This window comes from Bifidobacterium asteroides (assembly GCF_003202695.1).
Taxonomy (GTDB): domain Bacteria; phylum Actinomycetota; class Actinomycetes; order Actinomycetales; family Bifidobacteriaceae; genus Bombiscardovia; species Bombiscardovia asteroides_G.
Genome location: NZ_QGLL01000009.1, coordinates 324,899 through 341,990, shown reverse-complemented (window position 1 = coordinate 341,990; position 17,092 = coordinate 324,899). Strand labels below are relative to the sequence as shown.

Below are 17,092 nucleotides of genomic sequence, written 5' to 3'. Positions count from 1 at the left end.
TCCAGAACCTGGTCATCACCGGAAGCCTGATCACCATCATCCCCCTGGTCATCGCCTTCCTCCTCCTGCAGAAATACTGGCAGTCCGGCCTCGCCGCAGGAGCCGTCAAAGAATAGCCAAACAAACCTTGGAATATCCTTATGACGGCGTCTCTTCGGGCATGAGGCATTTAGGTTATTTGTGTTGTCTAGAGCTCTGATGGGTGTGACTCTGAGACAATGGGAGGAGTTGAAATGCTCGTCTATCCGTTATCGGATAGTGGTGTGACGCTCAAAGCCGATTGCTTGCATTTGTTCCGGTACGGAAATGTGATGCTTGGACAAGGTAGACAAGGCGCCCAGAGCCAGTGCATCGTTGGCGCATATGATGCTTGAGGCATATTTACTGTTTGCAGCGGCATCTCTGCGGCTTTTTCGCCTTCTATTTCAATCAGTTCACGAACGGGACGAATAATCGATCAGGCTGTAAGGCGTGATCTTGTAGGGCTAATGGATACCCATGCAGTCTCATGTCTGTGTCTCTGTCCTGTATATGACGAAGCCACTGGGGTGTCGGATCAAGATCTATGGCATCCTTCTCGTAGATTTCGAAAGAAGCGCCGGTCATTCCTATGCGACCATCGGAATGCTCGATAAGCCAATTCGCGGCGTAACACGATGCATCAACATTGGGCATCATGACCGCGTCCAATTCGCCATCGCCCAAATAGTCACCTGCCAATATGACGGGGTAATCCTGTTTAAGGTGGCAGACACATCGCAAGGTAATGGCGTCAGCGAAGAAAATCCAGCCATCAGCATTGAGCTGATATGTTTCTGCGATGGTTTCTTCAAAGTCGTCGCCGCATACACTTACGACCAGACCGTACCCTCTTGACGCGCACATGTGCTTTATGTTGAAGAGCGAAGCCCATTAGGACGGATAGACATGACCCTGCTCGCACCCGGAGTGCTCAGTCGATCAGGCCCTCCAGTTGGCGACGGCTGATCAGGGAGGGGATGACGCCTTCATGGGCGACGCTGAAACCGGCGGCCAGATTGGCGATCCGAGCGGCTTTGTCCAGGGAGCATCCGTTGCACAGATAGGAAGCCAGAGCGCTGATGAAGGCATCGCTGGCGCCGGTGTCGTCGACCGCTCGTGCCTCATGGGCGGGGAAGTCCTTGTGCCCGCTGGCAGTGACCAGGGTGCAGCCGCGCTCTCCCAGGGTGATGATGACCTTGCCGACCCCGCCGTCAATGAACCGTTGTGCCTTATCCACTACCGATTCCGGTCCGGGTATCAGAGTGTTCAGCTCGTTGAAATTTGGAATCAGAATGTCGATCGAATTCAGAAGGTCCTCAGGCAGATGGTTGCAGGATGACGGCTTGAGGATAGTGGCGGCATGGTGACGTTTGGCTGTCCGGCAGGCTTCGGCGACAGTGTCCATGGGAATCTCCGTCTGGATCAGGCAGTAGCCGGTGTTTCGGAAAATCTGATCGCGCGCGGTGATGTCGTCCGGCGTCAGGGATTCGTTGGCGCCGGCGACCAGGGAGATCATCGACTCGCCCTTGCTGTCGACGAAAATGTAGGCTTTGCCGGTGTCCGCCCCGGTGACTCTGCGCACGCCGGTGGCATCCACACGGGCCTGCCTCATGGTTTTGTATATGTAGTCCGCAGCCGGATCGCTGCCGACATTGCCGATCAGGGAGACCTGATGCTGCAGCCTGGCCACGCCCACCGCCTGGTTGGTGGCCTTGCCCCCCGGCGTGGAGGCGAAGTTTCTGGTCGTGGTGGTCATGCCCGCCTTGGGCAGGCTGGAGGCGGTCAGGTAGGTGTCTACGTTGATGCTGCCGACCACTACGATCTTCTTGCATTGCTGGTCCGGGGGCCGGCCGACGGTCTGCTCGCCTTCCAGCGCGAAGACATGGTCGAATGCCTCGCTTTGATGGGAGTCATGTTCGATGGCGTGGATGATCCGTCGGCACAGGTAGGCGCCGAAGTCGGCGTTGCGCATGATGTAGGACGATATCTCCGGACTGCCCGGGTAGCGCAGGTGCACGTTGGTGTCGTTCATCAGCGAGACCAGGGAGAGATCCTGGGGGAGGCGGTAGTGCATGGATTCGGCAAACTGGAGGAATTCCAGGGCGTGGTGGTAGTGGGATGCCACGACTCCGGTGACATGCCGGTTCTCCAATACCCGGGTCAGATCCTCGTCGATGGTTCCCAGGACCATGTCAGCGTGGTGTTGGAGGTTGTGGTCGAACAAGCAGCGTCGATAGCCGTGCAGGAAGCTCTGGGTCCGTCTGCCCGGCGAGAGCAGGCAAGCGATGCTGGTGTGGCGGCGCTTGATCAGCTCTTCCGTAAGACTGTATGCAGCCTCTTCGTAGGGCATGAGCGCGGTCTTGTCGTCTCCTAGGGGGCCAATGGTGAGCTCGGGAATCCCTCCTGCCTCGATCCGGCTTTTCAAGGACAGGCTTGCGCGGTCGATCGGCTCCCAGACCAAGCCATCCACCCTATGCTCCAGGGCGGCAAGAATGTTGCGCTCCTCCTGGTCGTGATCGCCGTAGCTGTTGAAGACCAGGGTCCCGTAACCGGATTTCTGTGCCTGCTGGATGATTCCGTCCAAGGTGGAGTCCATGGAGATGGATGAGCTCAGCAGGACCCCGATTCTCCAGGTGGTGGTGTTGGGCTTGGAGGATCCGTAAGGCGTGTAGTGGTACTTCCTGACCAATTCAAGGACCCGGTCGCGCGTGGCGGCTGTGATGCCTGCGTCCCTGTGATTCACGATCTTGGAGACCGTCGAGGTGGATACGCCGGCAAGCTGGGCAATGTCCTTGATGTTCATAGGGTTCCTGTCCTCCTCATCTCTGACGCTCCGGCGAATGGCTTCGTTGGCCTGTTGGATCTGGCGAATCAAGCTTACCTGAGAGATCGTCGTCAGAGGTTTCGCATTTGACACCCCAGACAGCTGTTGATAGTCTCTGTCAATGAAAGTTGTTTACGAAAGTGGTTTCTCAAAGCGGTGATGCGGATCTGGCTGTGAGCGACGGCCATCTGCAGAAATCGACATTCAAGGACCAAAGGCGGTACGGATTATGAGCGCGCGATCGTTGTGGAGAGGAATCACAGCTCAGTTCTCGACAAAATCCTTGGTGCTGATACCCATCGCGGTGGGCATCAACCTCATCGGCGGAACCCTGAGCTCCACCCTCAAACTGCCGCTCTTCCTGGATATGATTGGCACCACGGTCATCGCCTGTCTGTCCGGCCCTTGGGTGGCTGCCCTGTGCGGGCTGCTGACCAATATCTTCCTCGCTTTGGTGGCCAATCCGGTCTATCTGCCCTATGCGCTCTCCAGCGTTTTGTGCGGCCTGGTCATCGGATACATGGTCAAGGCGGGGCTGTTCAAACGGATATGGGGAGTCGTCCTGGTCTGGCTGGCCTGCGCACTGGTCAACACGGTCACCGCCTCCCTGATCACCGTGCTCGTCTACGGGGGCGCCACTGGAGTCAACGGCACTTCGGTTCTCACAGCTGCACTGGTGGTGGCGGTGAAGAACATCGTCATCTCGGTGCTCTCCTCCTCCATGCTGGAGAATTTGATCGACAAGGGCATTACCGTTCTGATCGCTTATGTGATCGTGCGTCGAATCCCCAAGCGCTTCCTGAGCCAGTACGCCCTGGATGGCAGCGATGACCAGGCGGATCTGGACGATTTGGATGACCTGGATGAGGACGAAGACGACAACGAGCGCGAAGCGGCTGGAGCGTCCAGTCAGGAGCGTCCAGCCCGGCCGAGGAAGGTCGACGGTGCGGCAGAATCTGATTGTGGCTCATCGACAGGCGATCCAGCGGACTCGGACCGTGAACGTACCCAAAGGTCTGAACGCTGATGCCTGGTCGTGCATCGAACGGGATTCCTGATTCTCCGCTGGCTCGCATGCATCCCATGGCCAAGATTGCTGGGGTGTGTTCCTTAGGCCTTGCGACTTTGGCTTGGCCGGACTTTACCCTGGGTCTGGGAATCATCGTCATCCTCTTCGTAGCAGCGGCCCTGGCCCGGGTGCTCCGGCCTTTCTCTGGCGTCATGCTCGGGTTCGGCATTCCCGTCACGCTCATGCTGCTGTTTATTCAGGGGTGCTATAGCCCGAGGAACACCAAGGCCATTCTTGACTTGGGATTTGCCGAGCTGGGCCTTGAAGGCAGCCTCTATGCGGCCAAAATCGTAGTAACCCTTTTGGTCTTCCTGGGGTCTTTCTACCTGACCAATAAAACTACCTACATGGGTCGCCTGGTTGCGGCTTTGACGCAGATAGGCGTGCCATCGAAGATCGGCTACCTGATCCTGGCCAGTCTGAATGTGGTCCCCCAGATGCAGCGCAGGATTGCGGTCATCGAGCAGTCTCAGCATGCACGTGGTCTGGAGACCGGCGGCGGCTTGATTCCCCGGGCACGGGCCTTCCTGCCCCTGCTTGGGCCGGTGGTTCTTTCCTCCCTGACGGATTCGCAGGAGCGCGGGATGACCCTGGAGACCCGGGGATTCGGCATCCGAGGGGTGCGGCAGACCAGCTACCTGGAGGTGGTCTGGCGGCGCAGCGACACGGTGATGACCATCCTGTTCATCGTTTTCCTGGTGCTGGCTCTGGTGCTCGGCTGCCTCGCGCGTGCCGGCCTGATCACCTTGGCCATTCAATGGGGAGGTCGGGCATGACTGAGGTCATACGAGTGGATGACTTCTCCTTCAGATACCGTGATGCCGATCGAAGCACGTTGAAGCGGGTGAGCTTCAGCGTGGAGCAGGGCAGCTTCTTCTGCATCGTCGGAGCCAACGGATCGGGCAAGTCGACCCTGTGCAACGCCTTGGTCGGTCTGATTCCGCACTATTTCGTAGGCAAATCCAAGGGAAGCATCCGGATCGAGGACATCGACGTAGCCGCTTCGAACATTGCCGATCTGTCCAGACATGTGGGACTGGTCTTTCAGAACCCCTTCAATCAGCTCTCCTATACGGCCGGGACCGTAGCCGAGGAACTGGCCTTTGGGCTGGGCAACTATGGAGTTCCACGTGAAACCATGCATGCCAAGGTGGCTCGGGTGGCCGCCCTTATGCATATCGAGGATCTGCTCGGCAAGAACCCTCTGGAGCTTTCCGGCGGACAGGTGCAGCGAGTGGCCCTGGGCTCGACCTTGATCATGGAACCGGACATTCTGGTTCTGGACGAATGCACAGCCCAGCTGGATCCACTAGGCAGCGAGGAGATCTTCGACATTGTCAAGCGGCTCAACCATGAGGGGATCACCGTAGTCATGGTCGATCACGATATGGAGCGGGTCGCTCGATGCGCCGACCAGGTCATGGTCCTGGGGGCAGGCCGGGTTCGTGCCATGGGCACCCCCGAGGAGGTCTTCACCGATCCCGAGACGGTGAAGCGGGGGATTGACATACCGGATTACGTCAAACTCGGCAGGGGTTTGCAGGACGCTGGATTCGACCTGCCGGATCTGCCCGTACGCGAGGACCAGGCGGTACGCATGATTCGGAAGGCGCTGCGATGAAGATCGACCTGGAGCATCTGGAATACGTCTACCCGCATGGCCATCGTGCCCTGGACGGAGTGAATCTGACCTTCGAAGGTGATCAGCCTGTGGCGCTGATCGGTCAGAACGGCGCTGGCAAGACCACCCTGGCCAAGCATCTGAACGGCATCCTTAGACCAACCAGTGGTCGCATCTTGATTGACGGCGTCGATCTGGCTACGGCGAACACGGCCCAGTGGGCCCGCAAGGTGGGGTACGTCTTTCAGAATCCCGACGATCAGCTCTTTCTGGACAGCATCCGCAAGGAATTCGAGTTCGGTCCCCGGCAGCTTGGGGTCGATCAGGATCTGATAGAGCGCCGCATGGAGCAGGTGGCGCAGTTAGTGGGCCTGGCGGGCCGGCTGGATGATCATCCGTTCGATCTGAGCCCCACCGAAAAGAAGTTCTGCGCCATCGGCTCCGTCCTCATGATGGACACGGGTGCTGTGGTCTTCGACGAACCCACGTGCGGACAGGACCGGGCCGGCAATGATCGGCTGGCTGCCATCATCGCCCGTCTGCAAGACCAAGGCAGACTCTGCATCACCATTTCCCACGATATGAAGTTTGTCACCCGCAACTTCCCCAGGGTTGTGCTCATGCAGCATGGCCGGGTCCAGCTGGATGGCAGCCGCGAGGAGGTCTTCGCCCAGGAGGATGTGCTCAAGCAGGCCTATGTGACGCCTCCGCCCATCACCCGGGTGGCCCGGCAGGTGGGCTTGGATGGCCCGGTCTTCACCGTCGCCGCCTTTGTCGATGCAGCCCGCCGGGCTCAAAGCGGGGGCAGGAATTTGAGTTTGGATACGACAAGAGCAAAAGGAGTGAAGCAATGACCAGACCACTGATCATCGACACGGACCCCGGCATCGATGATGCTGCGGCCATTACGATGCTGGTCGACGAACCCGGCTTTGACATCAGGCTGATAGCGTCGGTGTCCGGCAATGTGGGCATCGGCCACACCACCAACAATGCGCTGAAGCTGCTGACTTTCCTGGGCAGGCGCATTCCCGTGGCCCGTGGCGCGGCGGCCCCGCTCATGCGCGACAACAGGTTCGCCACCGAAGCCCACGGCAAGTCGGGGATGGGGTCATTCGTCTTTCCTGAGCCGGACACCAGCCTGCTGACCGAGAACAACGCGGTCCTGGAGGAGCGGCGGGTGCTGCTGGAGAGCGATGAGCCAGTCACCATCCTGACCCTGGGCCCTCTGACCAACATCGCCCTGTTGCTGGCCACCTTCCCGGAGGTCAAGGACCACATCGACCGGATCGTCATGATGGGAGGCTCCACCGGACGCGGCAACATCGGGGTCTATGGGGAGTTCAACATCTCCGTCGACCCAGAGGCCGCCAGGGTGGTCTTCCGCAGCGGGCTGCCTGTGACCATGGTCGGCCTGGACATCGGTCGCAAGGCCCATCTGGTCGCCGGAGACCTGGACGATCTGGACGCAGCCGGTGAAGTGGGCGGCATGGTCGCCTCCCTCTTCCGGTCCTATGACGGTGGGCACATTGAGGAGGGGATCAAGATGTACGACCCCTCCGCCGCCATGGTGCTGATTCAGCCAGACCTGTTCACCATGCGCGAGGCCTTTGTGGATGTCGAGATCTCCAGCCCGCTCACCCTGGGCGCCACGGTGGTCGATTACGACGGCATCCTTGGCGGCAAGGCCAATGCCAGCGTCTGCGTGGACGTGGACGTGGACAGGTTCCGTTCCTGCTTCGTTGACAAGGTCGGCAAGGTCCGCCGTCAGTAGCTTCCCCATTGCGAAGAACCGAAAGGAAATTAAAGAAAAAATGAGTGAGTCAACTGTCTCCGAGGAGCAGAGGAACGGCATACCCGTTCCCGAGGAGGGGACTGCGGAGTTCGCGAAAATGAACAAGATGGCCCGCGTAGCCATCCCGGTGGTTCTGATTATCTTCACCCTGGGCGTGCTTCAGCAGCAGGCCTTCGGCATGATCTACGTGAATATCGGCAAGCAGCTGAACCAGGCCAATCTGGCTCCGCTGATCACCTCGCTGCCCGGCATCATCCTGGGAATCGTCTGCGTCATCTACGGCTCCCTGGGTGATTTCGTCTCCCTGAAGAAAATGATGATCCTGGGCACGATCGTCTTCGTGCTGGGGTCGATTCTGGGGTGCTTCGGTACTTTCAGCATCTGGATCGTCATCGCCGCCCGCGTGGTGCAATCGGCCGGCTGGCAGGTTTCCGGATCCATCTTCCTGGTTCTGGTCTCCAAGTATGTGGAGAAGAAGAAGCGCGTGCTCTGGTACGGCGTCTTCGTCGCGGTTTTCCGCTTCGCCGCTGCCCTGGGAGTCTTCCTGGCTGGCTACATGACCCTGCTTGACTGGCGCTGGCTCTTCGGCGTAGGCATTGTGGCTGTCCTCTTCATCCCCGTTCTGGCCAAGAACCTGCCCGACCAGCATGCAGCTGGCGCCAAGATCGACGGAATCGGCTTCACGCTGATCGGACTGTTCGCTGCTTCGGTGACCATGTTCTTCACTGACATCAACTGGGGCTGGGGCATTGCCTGCATTGTGACCCTGGTGGCCTTCCTGGTCTATGTCAACAAGGCCAGCAATCCCTTCATCACTCCGAAGATGCTGACCAACCCGGCCTTCGCCATGACCATGACCGTCATCTTCGTTGGCTACTTCTTCAGCTACACCCTGAACGCGGGCGTCAACGCCATTGGTCTGAACGTGTACGGCATCGACTCCTCCAAGGTCTCCAACCTGCTGGTCTGGTCCATCATCCTGGCCGGCATCATGGGATTCGCTGCCGGGCCGATCATTCAGAAGATCGGGCGCAAGGCTTCGGTCATCCTGGCTCTGGCCTGCATGGGCGGCGGCCTGATCGCCATCGCCTTCCTGATCCCCGCCGGCAAGATCTGGGCCCTGGCTGTGGCGCCCTGCATCTACTACTTCGGCACCTCCTTCTTCTACCAGCCCATCGTTGACACTGCGACCCTGACCGTGGCACCTGAGGAGTCCGGCCGTGTGCTCGGCTTCAACGATCTGCTCCAGGCCATCACCGGCTCCATCGGCGTCGCCCTCTTCGGCCAGCTCATGGCCAACGGATCCATGGGTTCGGGCAGCCTGGCCGGCACGGCGCAGGGCCTGGCTTCGACCTACGCCAATGTCTTCATGATCGGCGGCGTGATCATCCTGCTGGGCTTGGTGCTCTTCATCTGCTCCATGAAGATGATCTACAGCCACTCCCGCGTGGCTGAGGACGAGGACTGATCTTCCGAGCTGCTAATTGAGAGAACCGGGTCTGGGAATTTGCCCCTAGGCCCGGTTCTTGTCCATAAGGGTGTGGACGGAATTCTGCTGGACATATTTTTCACAACGCTGGTGGTGGATAAACAGTCTTTGGTCTAAAAATGTCCGAATTCTGGATGGTGGCTGGTCGTATGTATTCGGGTGCTCTAGCATCGTGGCCATGGAGAAAACGACACCATTGCAGCCTTGGTTGCCCAAGGGTGTCTTCTTCTATGTCGATGCCCGATGGCGTTGATGTTGTAGCCGGTTTTTCTTCTGATTTCTGTATTCGCCTCAGTGCATGAGGTTGCTCTTTTACTATCTGCGGACATCCTGCCATGGGAAATCCATATCCATGACGCGCTGAAACGGCATCAGGCGAGGTATCGCTGCCGCTTCCCAACCGCAGTATTTGACCTAGGAAGTGCCCTAATGACTATCAACGTAATTTTGGAATCCCGCCGGTTCTCCAGCGACCTTGACGCACTGGCCATCTACAGGCGGCTGCGCACCCGATATCGGGAGGATCAGCTCTTCATCCTGGAGTCCCTGAGCGGCCCAGATCCGGATCGTAACCGCTCGGCAATCGGATTCGAACCGATGCTGGCCGTGAGCGTGACGGACCACGTCATGACCATCGACCCTTTGGGCGATGCTCAGCTGACGGGCCTGCTGGAGACTTTCGGACGGATTGAGCAGGGGGTGGTTCATCTTCCGGTCCCCGGCATCCAGGAAGTCTTTGCAGCGCTGAGGAGGCTGGAATCCTCCTTCGCCATCAGCGGCGACCACGAAGGCCCCTTCGGGATGGGCTGGTTCGGCTACTTCGGGTATGACACCATCTTCATGATCGAGGATCTGGAGGAGCGCATACCAAGGGATGCAGCCTTGCCTGTCATCTCGTTGACGCTGTATCGGGGAATCATCACTCTGGATCTGAAAACCGGTGGTTGCAGCGCCACCCTGATCCATGTCGATAAGGATCCTGCAGGATGTGACAGTCCCGAGGGTGAGGAAAATCTGCGAGAGCGCGGATCTTCTGCACCGTCTGGTGCGCAGGTTCCGAATGTGCCAATCGAGAGCGGCGAGACCGGGCATGAATCCGCGCCGTTAGAAGATGTGCTGGGGCTGCTTCAATTCGACGCATCGCCGGGGCAATCTCCAAACACTGATGCGGTCCAGACCGGCATACAGGGTGGCATCGGGCCGGACTATCCATACGAGGCCCATGACACGATCGATCGGGACCGTTTCTATCAGTGGTTTGCCGAGGGCAAGGAGCACATAGCCCTGGGCGATGTCTATCAGCTCCAGCTCGGGCATGAGATCCAGGTGGATTCCCGCATTCCGCCCTTCCAAGTCTACCAGCGGCTGCGTCTGCAGGACCCGTCTCCCTATATGTACTACTTCGTGACCCCTCAGGGCGTGCACGTCATCGGAGCAAGTCCCGAGCTCTTCATCGGGCTGACCCCTGCTGGTGACATAACCCTGCGGCCCATCGCCGGAACGGTCGGCAACCCCGGAGAAGAAGAGGCTCGCCAGGCGGCCATCAGGCAGCTGACCAGCGATTCCAAGGAGCGGGCCGAGCACCTGATGCTTGTGGACCTGGGCCGCAACGACGTAGCCAGGTGCTGCACGCCTGAATCCTTGAAGGTGGACCGATTGATGACTACCGAGGTCTACTCCCACGTCATTCACATGGTCTCGGATGTGGTCGGCCGGATCCGGCCTGGTCTGGACAAGTATGACGTCTTCTCGGCCGCTTTCCCTGCCGGCACCATGACAGGAACACCCAAGGTACGTGCCGTGGAGATCATTGAGGAGACCGAGGTCAGCCCGCGCGGGGTGTATGCCGGGGCGGTGGGCTTCCTCGGATTCGACGGTCTGGTCCTGACCGCACTGTGCATACGCACAGCCTCCTACCATTCCGGCAGCTATCACCTGCGTGCCTCGGCGGGGATCGTCGAGGATTCCCAGCCTGAGAGCGAGTGGCAGGAGACCATGAAGAAGATGAGTTCGGCCTACCTGGCCATCACCGGAAAGGAGCTGGCCCATGAAAGTCTTGCTGGTTGATGCCTTCGACAGTTTCGTCTACGTGGTCAAGAACTACGTGGACCTGTTGGGCGCCAATACGACCATCGTCCGGGTGAACCACCTTGCAGAAGTAAATCCGCTTGCCTTCGATGCGGTCATTCTGGGCCCCGGGCCGGGGCGCCCGGAGGACTGCGGCTACCTGGAGCTTCTTGACCAGGTGGCAGGACGGAAGCCGGTCTTCGGCATCTGTTTGGGCATGCAGGCCATCGCGGTACACGCCGGAGCACGGGTGGTCAGGGCCTCCAGTCGTCAGCACGGCAAGGTGAGCGGGATAAGCAACGACGGGAAGGGCTGCTTCAGGTGCTTGCCCGATACCTTCGATGTGACCAGGTACCATTCCCTGGTTGCCGACGAGGCCTCGGTCAGCCAGATCGCCGATCTGGAGATCAGCGCGCGCTCGCTTCTGGATGGCTATGTGATGGGCCTTAGGCGGGGCCGGTTGCTTATGGAGGGCGTTCAGTTCCACCCTGAGAGCATCGGCAGCCAGTATGGTCACCAGGTGATCGGCAATTTCTTCCGGGAGTACTGCGGTTCATCTGACGGGAACTGACTCATCAGAACCGGACGGGGTTCCATCCAATCTGCCGCACAGCAAGCAAGGCTGTGGTTCCTATCCATCAATCCTGCAAGATGCCGTGGCGGATTCGATTCGGCAGCCCATGACCTGTTACTCACGCAGTCAGAAGGGCTTCTGTGATCGCCCTTTACTTGCAGGTCAGGAAAAGACGAGGGTGGTCGCCCGCTCACGGGGTCGGGCGGTCAGGACATCTCGCTGCGGCCCTGGCGCCAATATCCCATGAATGAGACGCTGCGCCGATCCATTCCCTGGTCTCTGACCAGCATGCGCCTTAGTTCGCGGACGGTGGCTGCCTCTCCGGCGATCCAGGCGTACAGGTCGTCGGCATAAATGGAGGCATCGGCTTGGGCGGCATCGGCAGTCTCCCAGAGCAGCTCTTTGTCGATATCGACCTCTGTGAATTCCTTGGAAGATTCAGCGGTTGCGGCCGTAGGCGGATGGATTGGCAGGTCGTCCAGTAGGTTGCGCATGGCTTCAGTGAGGGCGTGCCCATGCCCGGATTCGTCGCAGGTCGTCCAAATTATGCGGATTCCTTCATGCTCGGGCAGCGGAAGACGGTCCTCTTCGGTCGGGACTTCGATCAATGCCACCCCCTCTCCCTGCCAGTGGTCGCGGATCAGGCTGTCCATTATGGCGCCGATGGCTGGTACCGCAGTCTCATCGCCCACCAGGAGAAGATGTCTGGATTGGCCTGGGTGAAAGTCCATCCCCGCGACGGGTCCTCCGGCCTGTGCATTGGGGCCGATGATGATGGCCTGATCGCCTGGTCTTGCTGCCTCTGCAAAGGCTCCAGCCGGTCCGGCATGGTCGTGGATGACGAAGTCCACATCTATTTGCTCGCTCTCGGGCCTGACCTTGCGAACCGTATAGGTGCGCAGCGGGTTGCGGCTCCCTGCGGGCATGGTCTTCCACTGTTGGTACCAGGCAAGCGGATCTTCAGGGGTCGCCTCGAAGAATGAAGGGGGCGGCACGGATCCGTCGGGGAGCGGCAAGAGGATTTTGATTCGCTCATCGTACCCAGCGTCTGCAAAAATCTTCAGATCCGGTCCCTGGAAGACGATCCGCTTGAAGTGGGGCGAGAGCGTTTCCGCTCTGGCTACGGAGACGCGGAAGGGAATCAAAGGGACAGGCTGGTTGTTGGCTTGGTGTTCCATGGCTGGCTATCTTTCGGTTGAGGTTTATGGGTTGATCGGAACGTCAAGTTGCCTGAGGATGGGGCTCCACTCAGGTTGTCATGGTTCGTGAATCGGTGGTTTTGAGGCTTTCTGGTCGGAGACGTTGGTGTTAGCGATGCGGAGAAGAGGACGAGGGGTTTACATCGAGGGTTTTACATCATTGGATTGGTTGCTGTCGCGCTGTCGGGTCATCCCAGTGTACGTGTACATTGCCAGCCCCGCCAGAGTGGGCTTCAAGACTATGGCTGGGTGCCGGGGTCATCAATGGGGTGCCGGTGGACCCATCGGTCACCACGGTGGATGCGATGCCGAATACCTCGCTGACCAGGCTCTCATTTATGACCTTATCGGGAGCGCCCAAAGCGATCCTCCTGCCATCCTTGATGGCCAGGATCCAATCCGAATATCTGGCGGCCATGTTCAGGTCGTGGAGAACCATGACCACCGTGACGCCCTCCTGCCTGTTCAGGGTGCTCAGCAGGTCAAGTACCTCAAGCTGGTAGGCGATGTCGAGATACGTGGTCGGTTCGTCAAGAAGGAGTATGTCGGTCTGCTGGGCGAGGGTCAAGGCAATCCAGGCGCGCTGGCGTTGGCCTCCGGATAGGCGGTCGATCGGGCACCCCGCCATATCGGTCAGTCCGGTCAGGGCGAGGGCCCGTTCCACTGCCTTTTCGTCCTTGGTCGTCCACCGCTCGACGAAGTGGTGGTGGGGGTATCGGCCACGAGCGACCAGGTCGGCGATGGTGATGCCTGCGGGTGCTGACGGGTTCTGCGGCAGTAACCCCAGAATCGTTGCAACCTTGCGGGTGGGCATGCTGGTGATGGGCTCTCCGTCCAGCGTGACGGTCCCCGAGGCTGGTTTCAGTATCCTGGCCATGGCCTTGAGGAAGGTTGATTTTCCGCATCCGTTGGGTCCAATGATGGACCCCATCGTGTGTGGGGGTATATCCAGACTCAGGTCCTCGATGACTGTACGCCCGCCATAGGTGAGGCGAAGGTGCGAGGCAGCCAGCTTATGCGCGCTGCTCCAAGCGTCGTATGCCGGAGATGATGTCATGATGGTCAGAGCTCCTGTCTGCGGGTTATGAGGACCATGATCAGGATGAGGACGGGTCCGCCCACAATGCTGGTGATGATGCCGACCGGCACCTGGGTTGTGGGCAGATGTTGGGCGACGATGTCCGACCCCAGAACCAGGCAACCTCCCACCAGGCCCGACTGGATAAGGGCCGATGTTCCCCGACCAACCAGGACTGCGGCGATGGGGCCGGAGAGGAACGAAACAAAGGAGATGGGACCGGTGGTTGCCGTTGCGACAGCCAGGAGCAGCACACTCACGATAATCACCTCGAACTGGACACGGCTTACCATGACTCCCAGTCCGGCGGCCATCTCCGGTCCCAGCTGCAGTGTGCTGACATTCCTGTCGAGTGCCAGCAGGAGCATGGCGCCGACCAGGGTTGTTGTTGCCAGTATGGGTAGATCGGACCACTGGGCATCGGCCAGGCTGCCCGTCAGCCACCGGGTTGCTGCCTGGATGTCCCATTGGTTGCTGCGAACCATCAGCCAGGAACCCAGAGCATTGAACCCTGCGGCCACTCCGATGCCGATCAGTATCAGCCGGGTCGGGTCGAACGATCCGCGCCAGGCCAGGGCCATGACCAGGAGGGCTGTCAGGAGACCGCCCATGACCGCCAGGCAGGCCAAGGGCATGCCCGACAGGCCCAATACGACAATGCCGAAGATGGCGGCCGTGTTGGCTCCTGCCGTGATGCCGATGATATCCGGGCTGGCCATCATGTTGCGCAGGAGGTGTTGGAAACCAATTCCGGCCATGCCGAATGCGATGCCGGCGGCGCAGCCGATCAGTGCCCTGGGCATGCGGAGTTGGAGAATCACGAATCTGGTCCCTTCGTCTCCCTGCCCCAGAAGTGCTCCAATCAGGTCGCTCATGGAGTATGTGCGGTGTCCCAGAACCAGGTCGGACAGCGCGAGAGCAACCAGGAGTACCACAAGCAGGATGGTGACTGCCAGTGAACGAACGGTATGGGTCTGTCGTATCCGTTGCAGGTCGGTCATCGCATCGGGTCTATGCGATTTCTGAAGGAGGCAAGCATCCATGCCTATACCTCCGCGGTTCTTCTGCGCCCGGCCAGAATCACGAATACGGGAGCCCCAATCAGTGCCGTGACGATGCCGACCTCCACATCGGATGGACGGGTGATTATCCTGCCCACCACGTCGGCACCAACCACCAGGAGGGGGCCGATGAGGATGCTCAGGGCCATGATTCGCCTGTAGTCGGGTCCTATGAGCAGTCGTGCCACATGGGGGACCACCAATCCGACGAAGCCAATCGGACCTGCCAGTGCCGTACAGGAGGCGCAGAGGAGTATCGCCGCAAGCCAGGCCAGGCTGCGGACACGTCCGACGTGCATACCCAGTCCTTCGGCCATCTGATCACCCAGGGTCAAGGCGTTGATTCCGGGCGTCAGGCAGAAGGCGAGTATCAGTCCAAGAGCAAGAAGAGGCAGGACCGGCATCATGAGGTCGAACCGGGCGCCGGAGATTCCGCCCACCTGCCAGAAGCGATAAGAGCTGATGACATTGACGCGGGGCAGAAGGATGGCGGAGGTAAGAGACCCCAGTACCGAACTGATCACGACACCGGCCAGGGTCAGCCGTAGCGGAGATGGACCGGATGGCCCCAGGGAGCCTATGGTCCAGACGACCAGTGCGGTCGTCGCACTGCCCAGCAGTCCGACCCAGACGTACTGGGCCGGCGTCGATAGGGAGAAGAAGGCTATGGAGCAGACGATCGCCAGGGCCGCCCCCGTATTGAAGCCCAGAATCGACGGATCTGCCAGTGGATTGCGTGATATGCCCTGCATCAGGGTCCCGGCTACCCCGAGCCCGGCACCGACCAGGAGGCCAAGAACGGTGCGGGGGATTCTCAGGCGGATGGCCGAGACCGCGATGTCATCCGAGGAGGCGGACAGGGCGTGGAGGATGTCGGAAGGGCTGACGGAACGGGAGCCGAAAACCAGGGACAGGGCGCAGGCCATGACCAGACAGGCCGCCAGAATCAGTATGGACAAGACCATGGGTCCGTTTCCCTTGCGATGCATGGCTGCCCGCCGGGTGCCTGAGCGCAGAGTCACTCCCGATCGCATATATCGCCGCCTCTCCCTCTTTCATCACCTCGTCTGCGGCCTGATCAGACCTTGGCGGCGGCCTCGCCCAGAAGCCCGGCGTAGGTGTCGGTCGTCTTCTGGATGGACAGGGCCGAGGGGTCAAGGGCATTGGCCATCTCGCTGTCATTGTCGATGACCACGACGGATCCGCGCTCGACTGCGGGAATCTTGGAGAGGAGGGGGTCCTTGCGCATCGCTTCAAGCAGGTCCGGGGTGCCATAGGTGACGATGATGTCGACATCCTTGTACCTGTCGGCGTGCTCGGAGGAGATCTCCTTGTAGAAGTCCTTGGTGCTCTTGGAGTCCTCCTTGATCGACTCCGGAGTCTCCAGGCCCAGGTCGTTCAGGAATTGCGGACGGGCGTCCGAGGTGGTGTAAACGCTGAACTTGGAGAGCTTGGAAGCATCGAAGTACATGACCGCCCCGGTCTTCCCCTTGATGGCTGAGTGGGCCTCTGCGGCCGTTGCGATGCGCTCCTCCAGGTCGGCTATCAGATGCTTGCCCTTTTCGGGTTCTCCGATGGCCTGAGCCGTGGCGGTGATGACCTTGCGCCAGGGGTCGCCCCAGGCAACCTTCTGATAGGCGACGGTGGGCGCGATCCTGCTCAAGGTGTCGTACTGCTTCTTGGTCATGCCGGAGAGCAGGCCGATGATCAGATCGGGCTTGGATGCAGCGATGGCCTCGACATCGATGCCGTCTGATTCGTCATGCAGCTTGGGCATGTCCGCCTTGTCCACATGCATGGCATCCAGGGCATCCTTGGTCCAGGGCAGATACCCTCCATTCACGGTCTTGCCGAAGGAGTTCTTCTGGATGCTGACCGGCACGACCCCCAAGGCGATGAGGTTGTCGGGAGTGGCCCATCCGACGGTGGCGATGCGCTTGGGCTTGGAAGGGATCGAGGTGGTGCCGTAAACATGATCGATCTTGACGGGGAAGGTGCCTTGCCCTTCCGAGGCCTTCGACTGGTTGGACTGGTCTGCCTGCGAGCCCGATCCGCAGCCGCCTAGGAAGAACAGGGCGCTTGCCAGTACCAGGATTACTGCGATAGTGCGCTTGAATCGAGCGAGGGAAAGGAGTGGTCGAATGTGCATGTGGTTCCTTTGATCGTGCTGTCGAATTGGCATGGTGTACCAGAGCCAGGTACCAGATGTAGCATCGGCACGACGGGAAGAAAAGAGTTGATTTCCTTGGTTGCATGTGTTAAATGAAACATCTGCAAAGACGATAGACGAATAC

General features: G+C 59.7%; 14 protein-coding genes and 2 pseudogenes. 10 read left to right on the top strand and 6 right to left on the bottom strand.

Going from position 1 to position 17,092, the window contains the following annotated elements; translation table 11 throughout:
• Together DKK75_RS07645 and DKK75_RS08175 are read left to right on the top strand one after the other, a co-directional pair.
• Positions 1 to 116 (top strand): annotated as a pseudogene (locus tag DKK75_RS07645) (carbohydrate ABC transporter permease); the annotation flags it as partial.
• Positions 117 to 531: 415 nt separating this feature from the next.
• A complete protein-coding gene (locus DKK75_RS08175; protein WP_181414508.1) occupies positions 532 to 876 on the top strand; it encodes a hypothetical protein in 345 nt (114 codons plus the stop codon).
• 76 nt (positions 877 to 952) lie between these two features.
• On the opposite strand, the gene DKK75_RS07630 is transcribed toward DKK75_RS08175, so the two are convergent.
• Positions 953 to 2,824, bottom strand: a complete 1,872-nt coding sequence (locus DKK75_RS07630) for a PfkB family carbohydrate kinase (protein ID WP_110452814.1) — start codon at positions 2,822 to 2,824, stop codon at positions 953 to 955.
• A gap of 250 nt (positions 2,825 to 3,074) precedes the next feature.
• Between DKK75_RS07630 and DKK75_RS07625 the strand changes: the two are divergent.
• From DKK75_RS07625 to DKK75_RS07590, 8 genes and pseudogenes are all read left to right on the top strand, one after another.
• A pseudogene (locus tag DKK75_RS07625) lies at positions 3,075 to 3,725 on the top strand (ECF transporter S component); the annotation flags it as partial.
• A gap of 146 nt (positions 3,726 to 3,871) precedes the next feature.
• Positions 3,872 to 4,690, top strand: a complete 819-nt coding sequence (locus tag DKK75_RS07620) for an energy-coupling factor transporter transmembrane component T (protein WP_110452812.1) — start codon at positions 3,872 to 3,874, stop codon at positions 4,688 to 4,690.
• Positions 4,687 to 5,535, top strand: coding sequence for an energy-coupling factor ABC transporter ATP-binding protein (locus tag DKK75_RS07615; RefSeq protein ID WP_110452811.1), 849 nt, complete (start codon positions 4,687 to 4,689; stop codon positions 5,533 to 5,535). Before DKK75_RS07620 ends, DKK75_RS07615 begins: the two co-directional genes overlap by 4 nt.
• Positions 5,532 to 6,389 (top strand): energy-coupling factor ABC transporter ATP-binding protein, encoded by an 858-nt coding sequence (locus DKK75_RS07610; protein ID WP_110452810.1) that lies wholly within the window; start codon positions 5,532 to 5,534, stop codon positions 6,387 to 6,389. Before DKK75_RS07615 ends, DKK75_RS07610 begins: the two co-directional genes overlap by 4 nt.
• Positions 6,386 to 7,309 carry a nucleoside hydrolase gene (locus DKK75_RS07605; RefSeq protein WP_110452809.1) on the top strand — a complete coding sequence of 308 codons (924 nt, stop codon included), beginning with the start codon at positions 6,386 to 6,388 and terminating at the stop codon, positions 7,307 to 7,309. Before DKK75_RS07610 ends, DKK75_RS07605 begins: the two co-directional genes overlap by 4 nt.
• A 40-nt stretch (positions 7,310 to 7,349) precedes the next feature.
• Positions 7,350 to 8,798, top strand: coding sequence for an MFS transporter (locus DKK75_RS07600; RefSeq protein ID WP_110452808.1), 1,449 nt, complete (start codon positions 7,350 to 7,352; stop codon positions 8,796 to 8,798).
• 450 nt (positions 8,799 to 9,248) lie between these two features.
• Positions 9,249 to 10,886 carry an anthranilate synthase component I family protein gene (locus DKK75_RS07595; protein ID WP_110452807.1) on the top strand — a complete coding sequence of 546 codons (1,638 nt, stop codon included), beginning with the start codon at positions 9,249 to 9,251 and terminating at the stop codon, positions 10,884 to 10,886.
• Positions 10,867 to 11,457 (top strand): anthranilate synthase component II, encoded by a 591-nt coding sequence (locus DKK75_RS07590; RefSeq protein ID WP_110452806.1) that lies wholly within the window; start codon positions 10,867 to 10,869, stop codon positions 11,455 to 11,457. The genes DKK75_RS07595 and DKK75_RS07590 overlap by 20 nt, the downstream gene beginning before the upstream one ends.
• 209 nt (positions 11,458 to 11,666) lie before the next feature.
• Here the strand turns inward: DKK75_RS07590 and DKK75_RS07585 are convergent, their stop codons facing one another.
• The 5 genes from DKK75_RS07585 to DKK75_RS07565 all read right to left on the bottom strand — a co-directional run bounded on the left by DKK75_RS07585 (position 11,667) and on the right by DKK75_RS07565 (position 16,947).
• Positions 11,667 to 12,638, bottom strand: a complete 972-nt coding sequence (locus DKK75_RS07585) for a siderophore-interacting protein (RefSeq protein WP_110452805.1) — start codon at positions 12,636 to 12,638, stop codon at positions 11,667 to 11,669.
• A gap of 178 nt (positions 12,639 to 12,816) precedes the next feature.
• Positions 12,817 to 13,716 carry an ABC transporter ATP-binding protein gene (locus tag DKK75_RS07580; RefSeq protein ID WP_110452804.1) on the bottom strand — a complete coding sequence of 300 codons (900 nt, stop codon included), beginning with the start codon at positions 13,714 to 13,716 and terminating at the stop codon, positions 12,817 to 12,819.
• A 5-nt stretch (positions 13,717 to 13,721) separates the two neighbouring features.
• On the bottom strand, positions 13,722 to 14,738 hold the full coding sequence (locus DKK75_RS07575) for a FecCD family ABC transporter permease (RefSeq protein ID WP_181414507.1): 1,017 nt from the start codon (positions 14,736 to 14,738) through the stop codon (positions 13,722 to 13,724).
• Positions 14,739 to 14,782: 44 nt separating this feature from the next.
• A complete protein-coding gene (locus tag DKK75_RS07570) occupies positions 14,783 to 15,832 on the bottom strand; it encodes a FecCD family ABC transporter permease (protein WP_110452802.1) in 1,050 nt (349 codons plus the stop codon).
• Between the two features lie 44 nt (positions 15,833 to 15,876).
• Positions 15,877 to 16,947 (bottom strand): iron-siderophore ABC transporter substrate-binding protein, encoded by a 1,071-nt coding sequence (locus DKK75_RS07565; RefSeq protein WP_181414506.1) that lies wholly within the window; start codon positions 16,945 to 16,947, stop codon positions 15,877 to 15,879.
• Between the last annotated feature and the right edge of the window lie 145 nt (positions 16,948 to 17,092).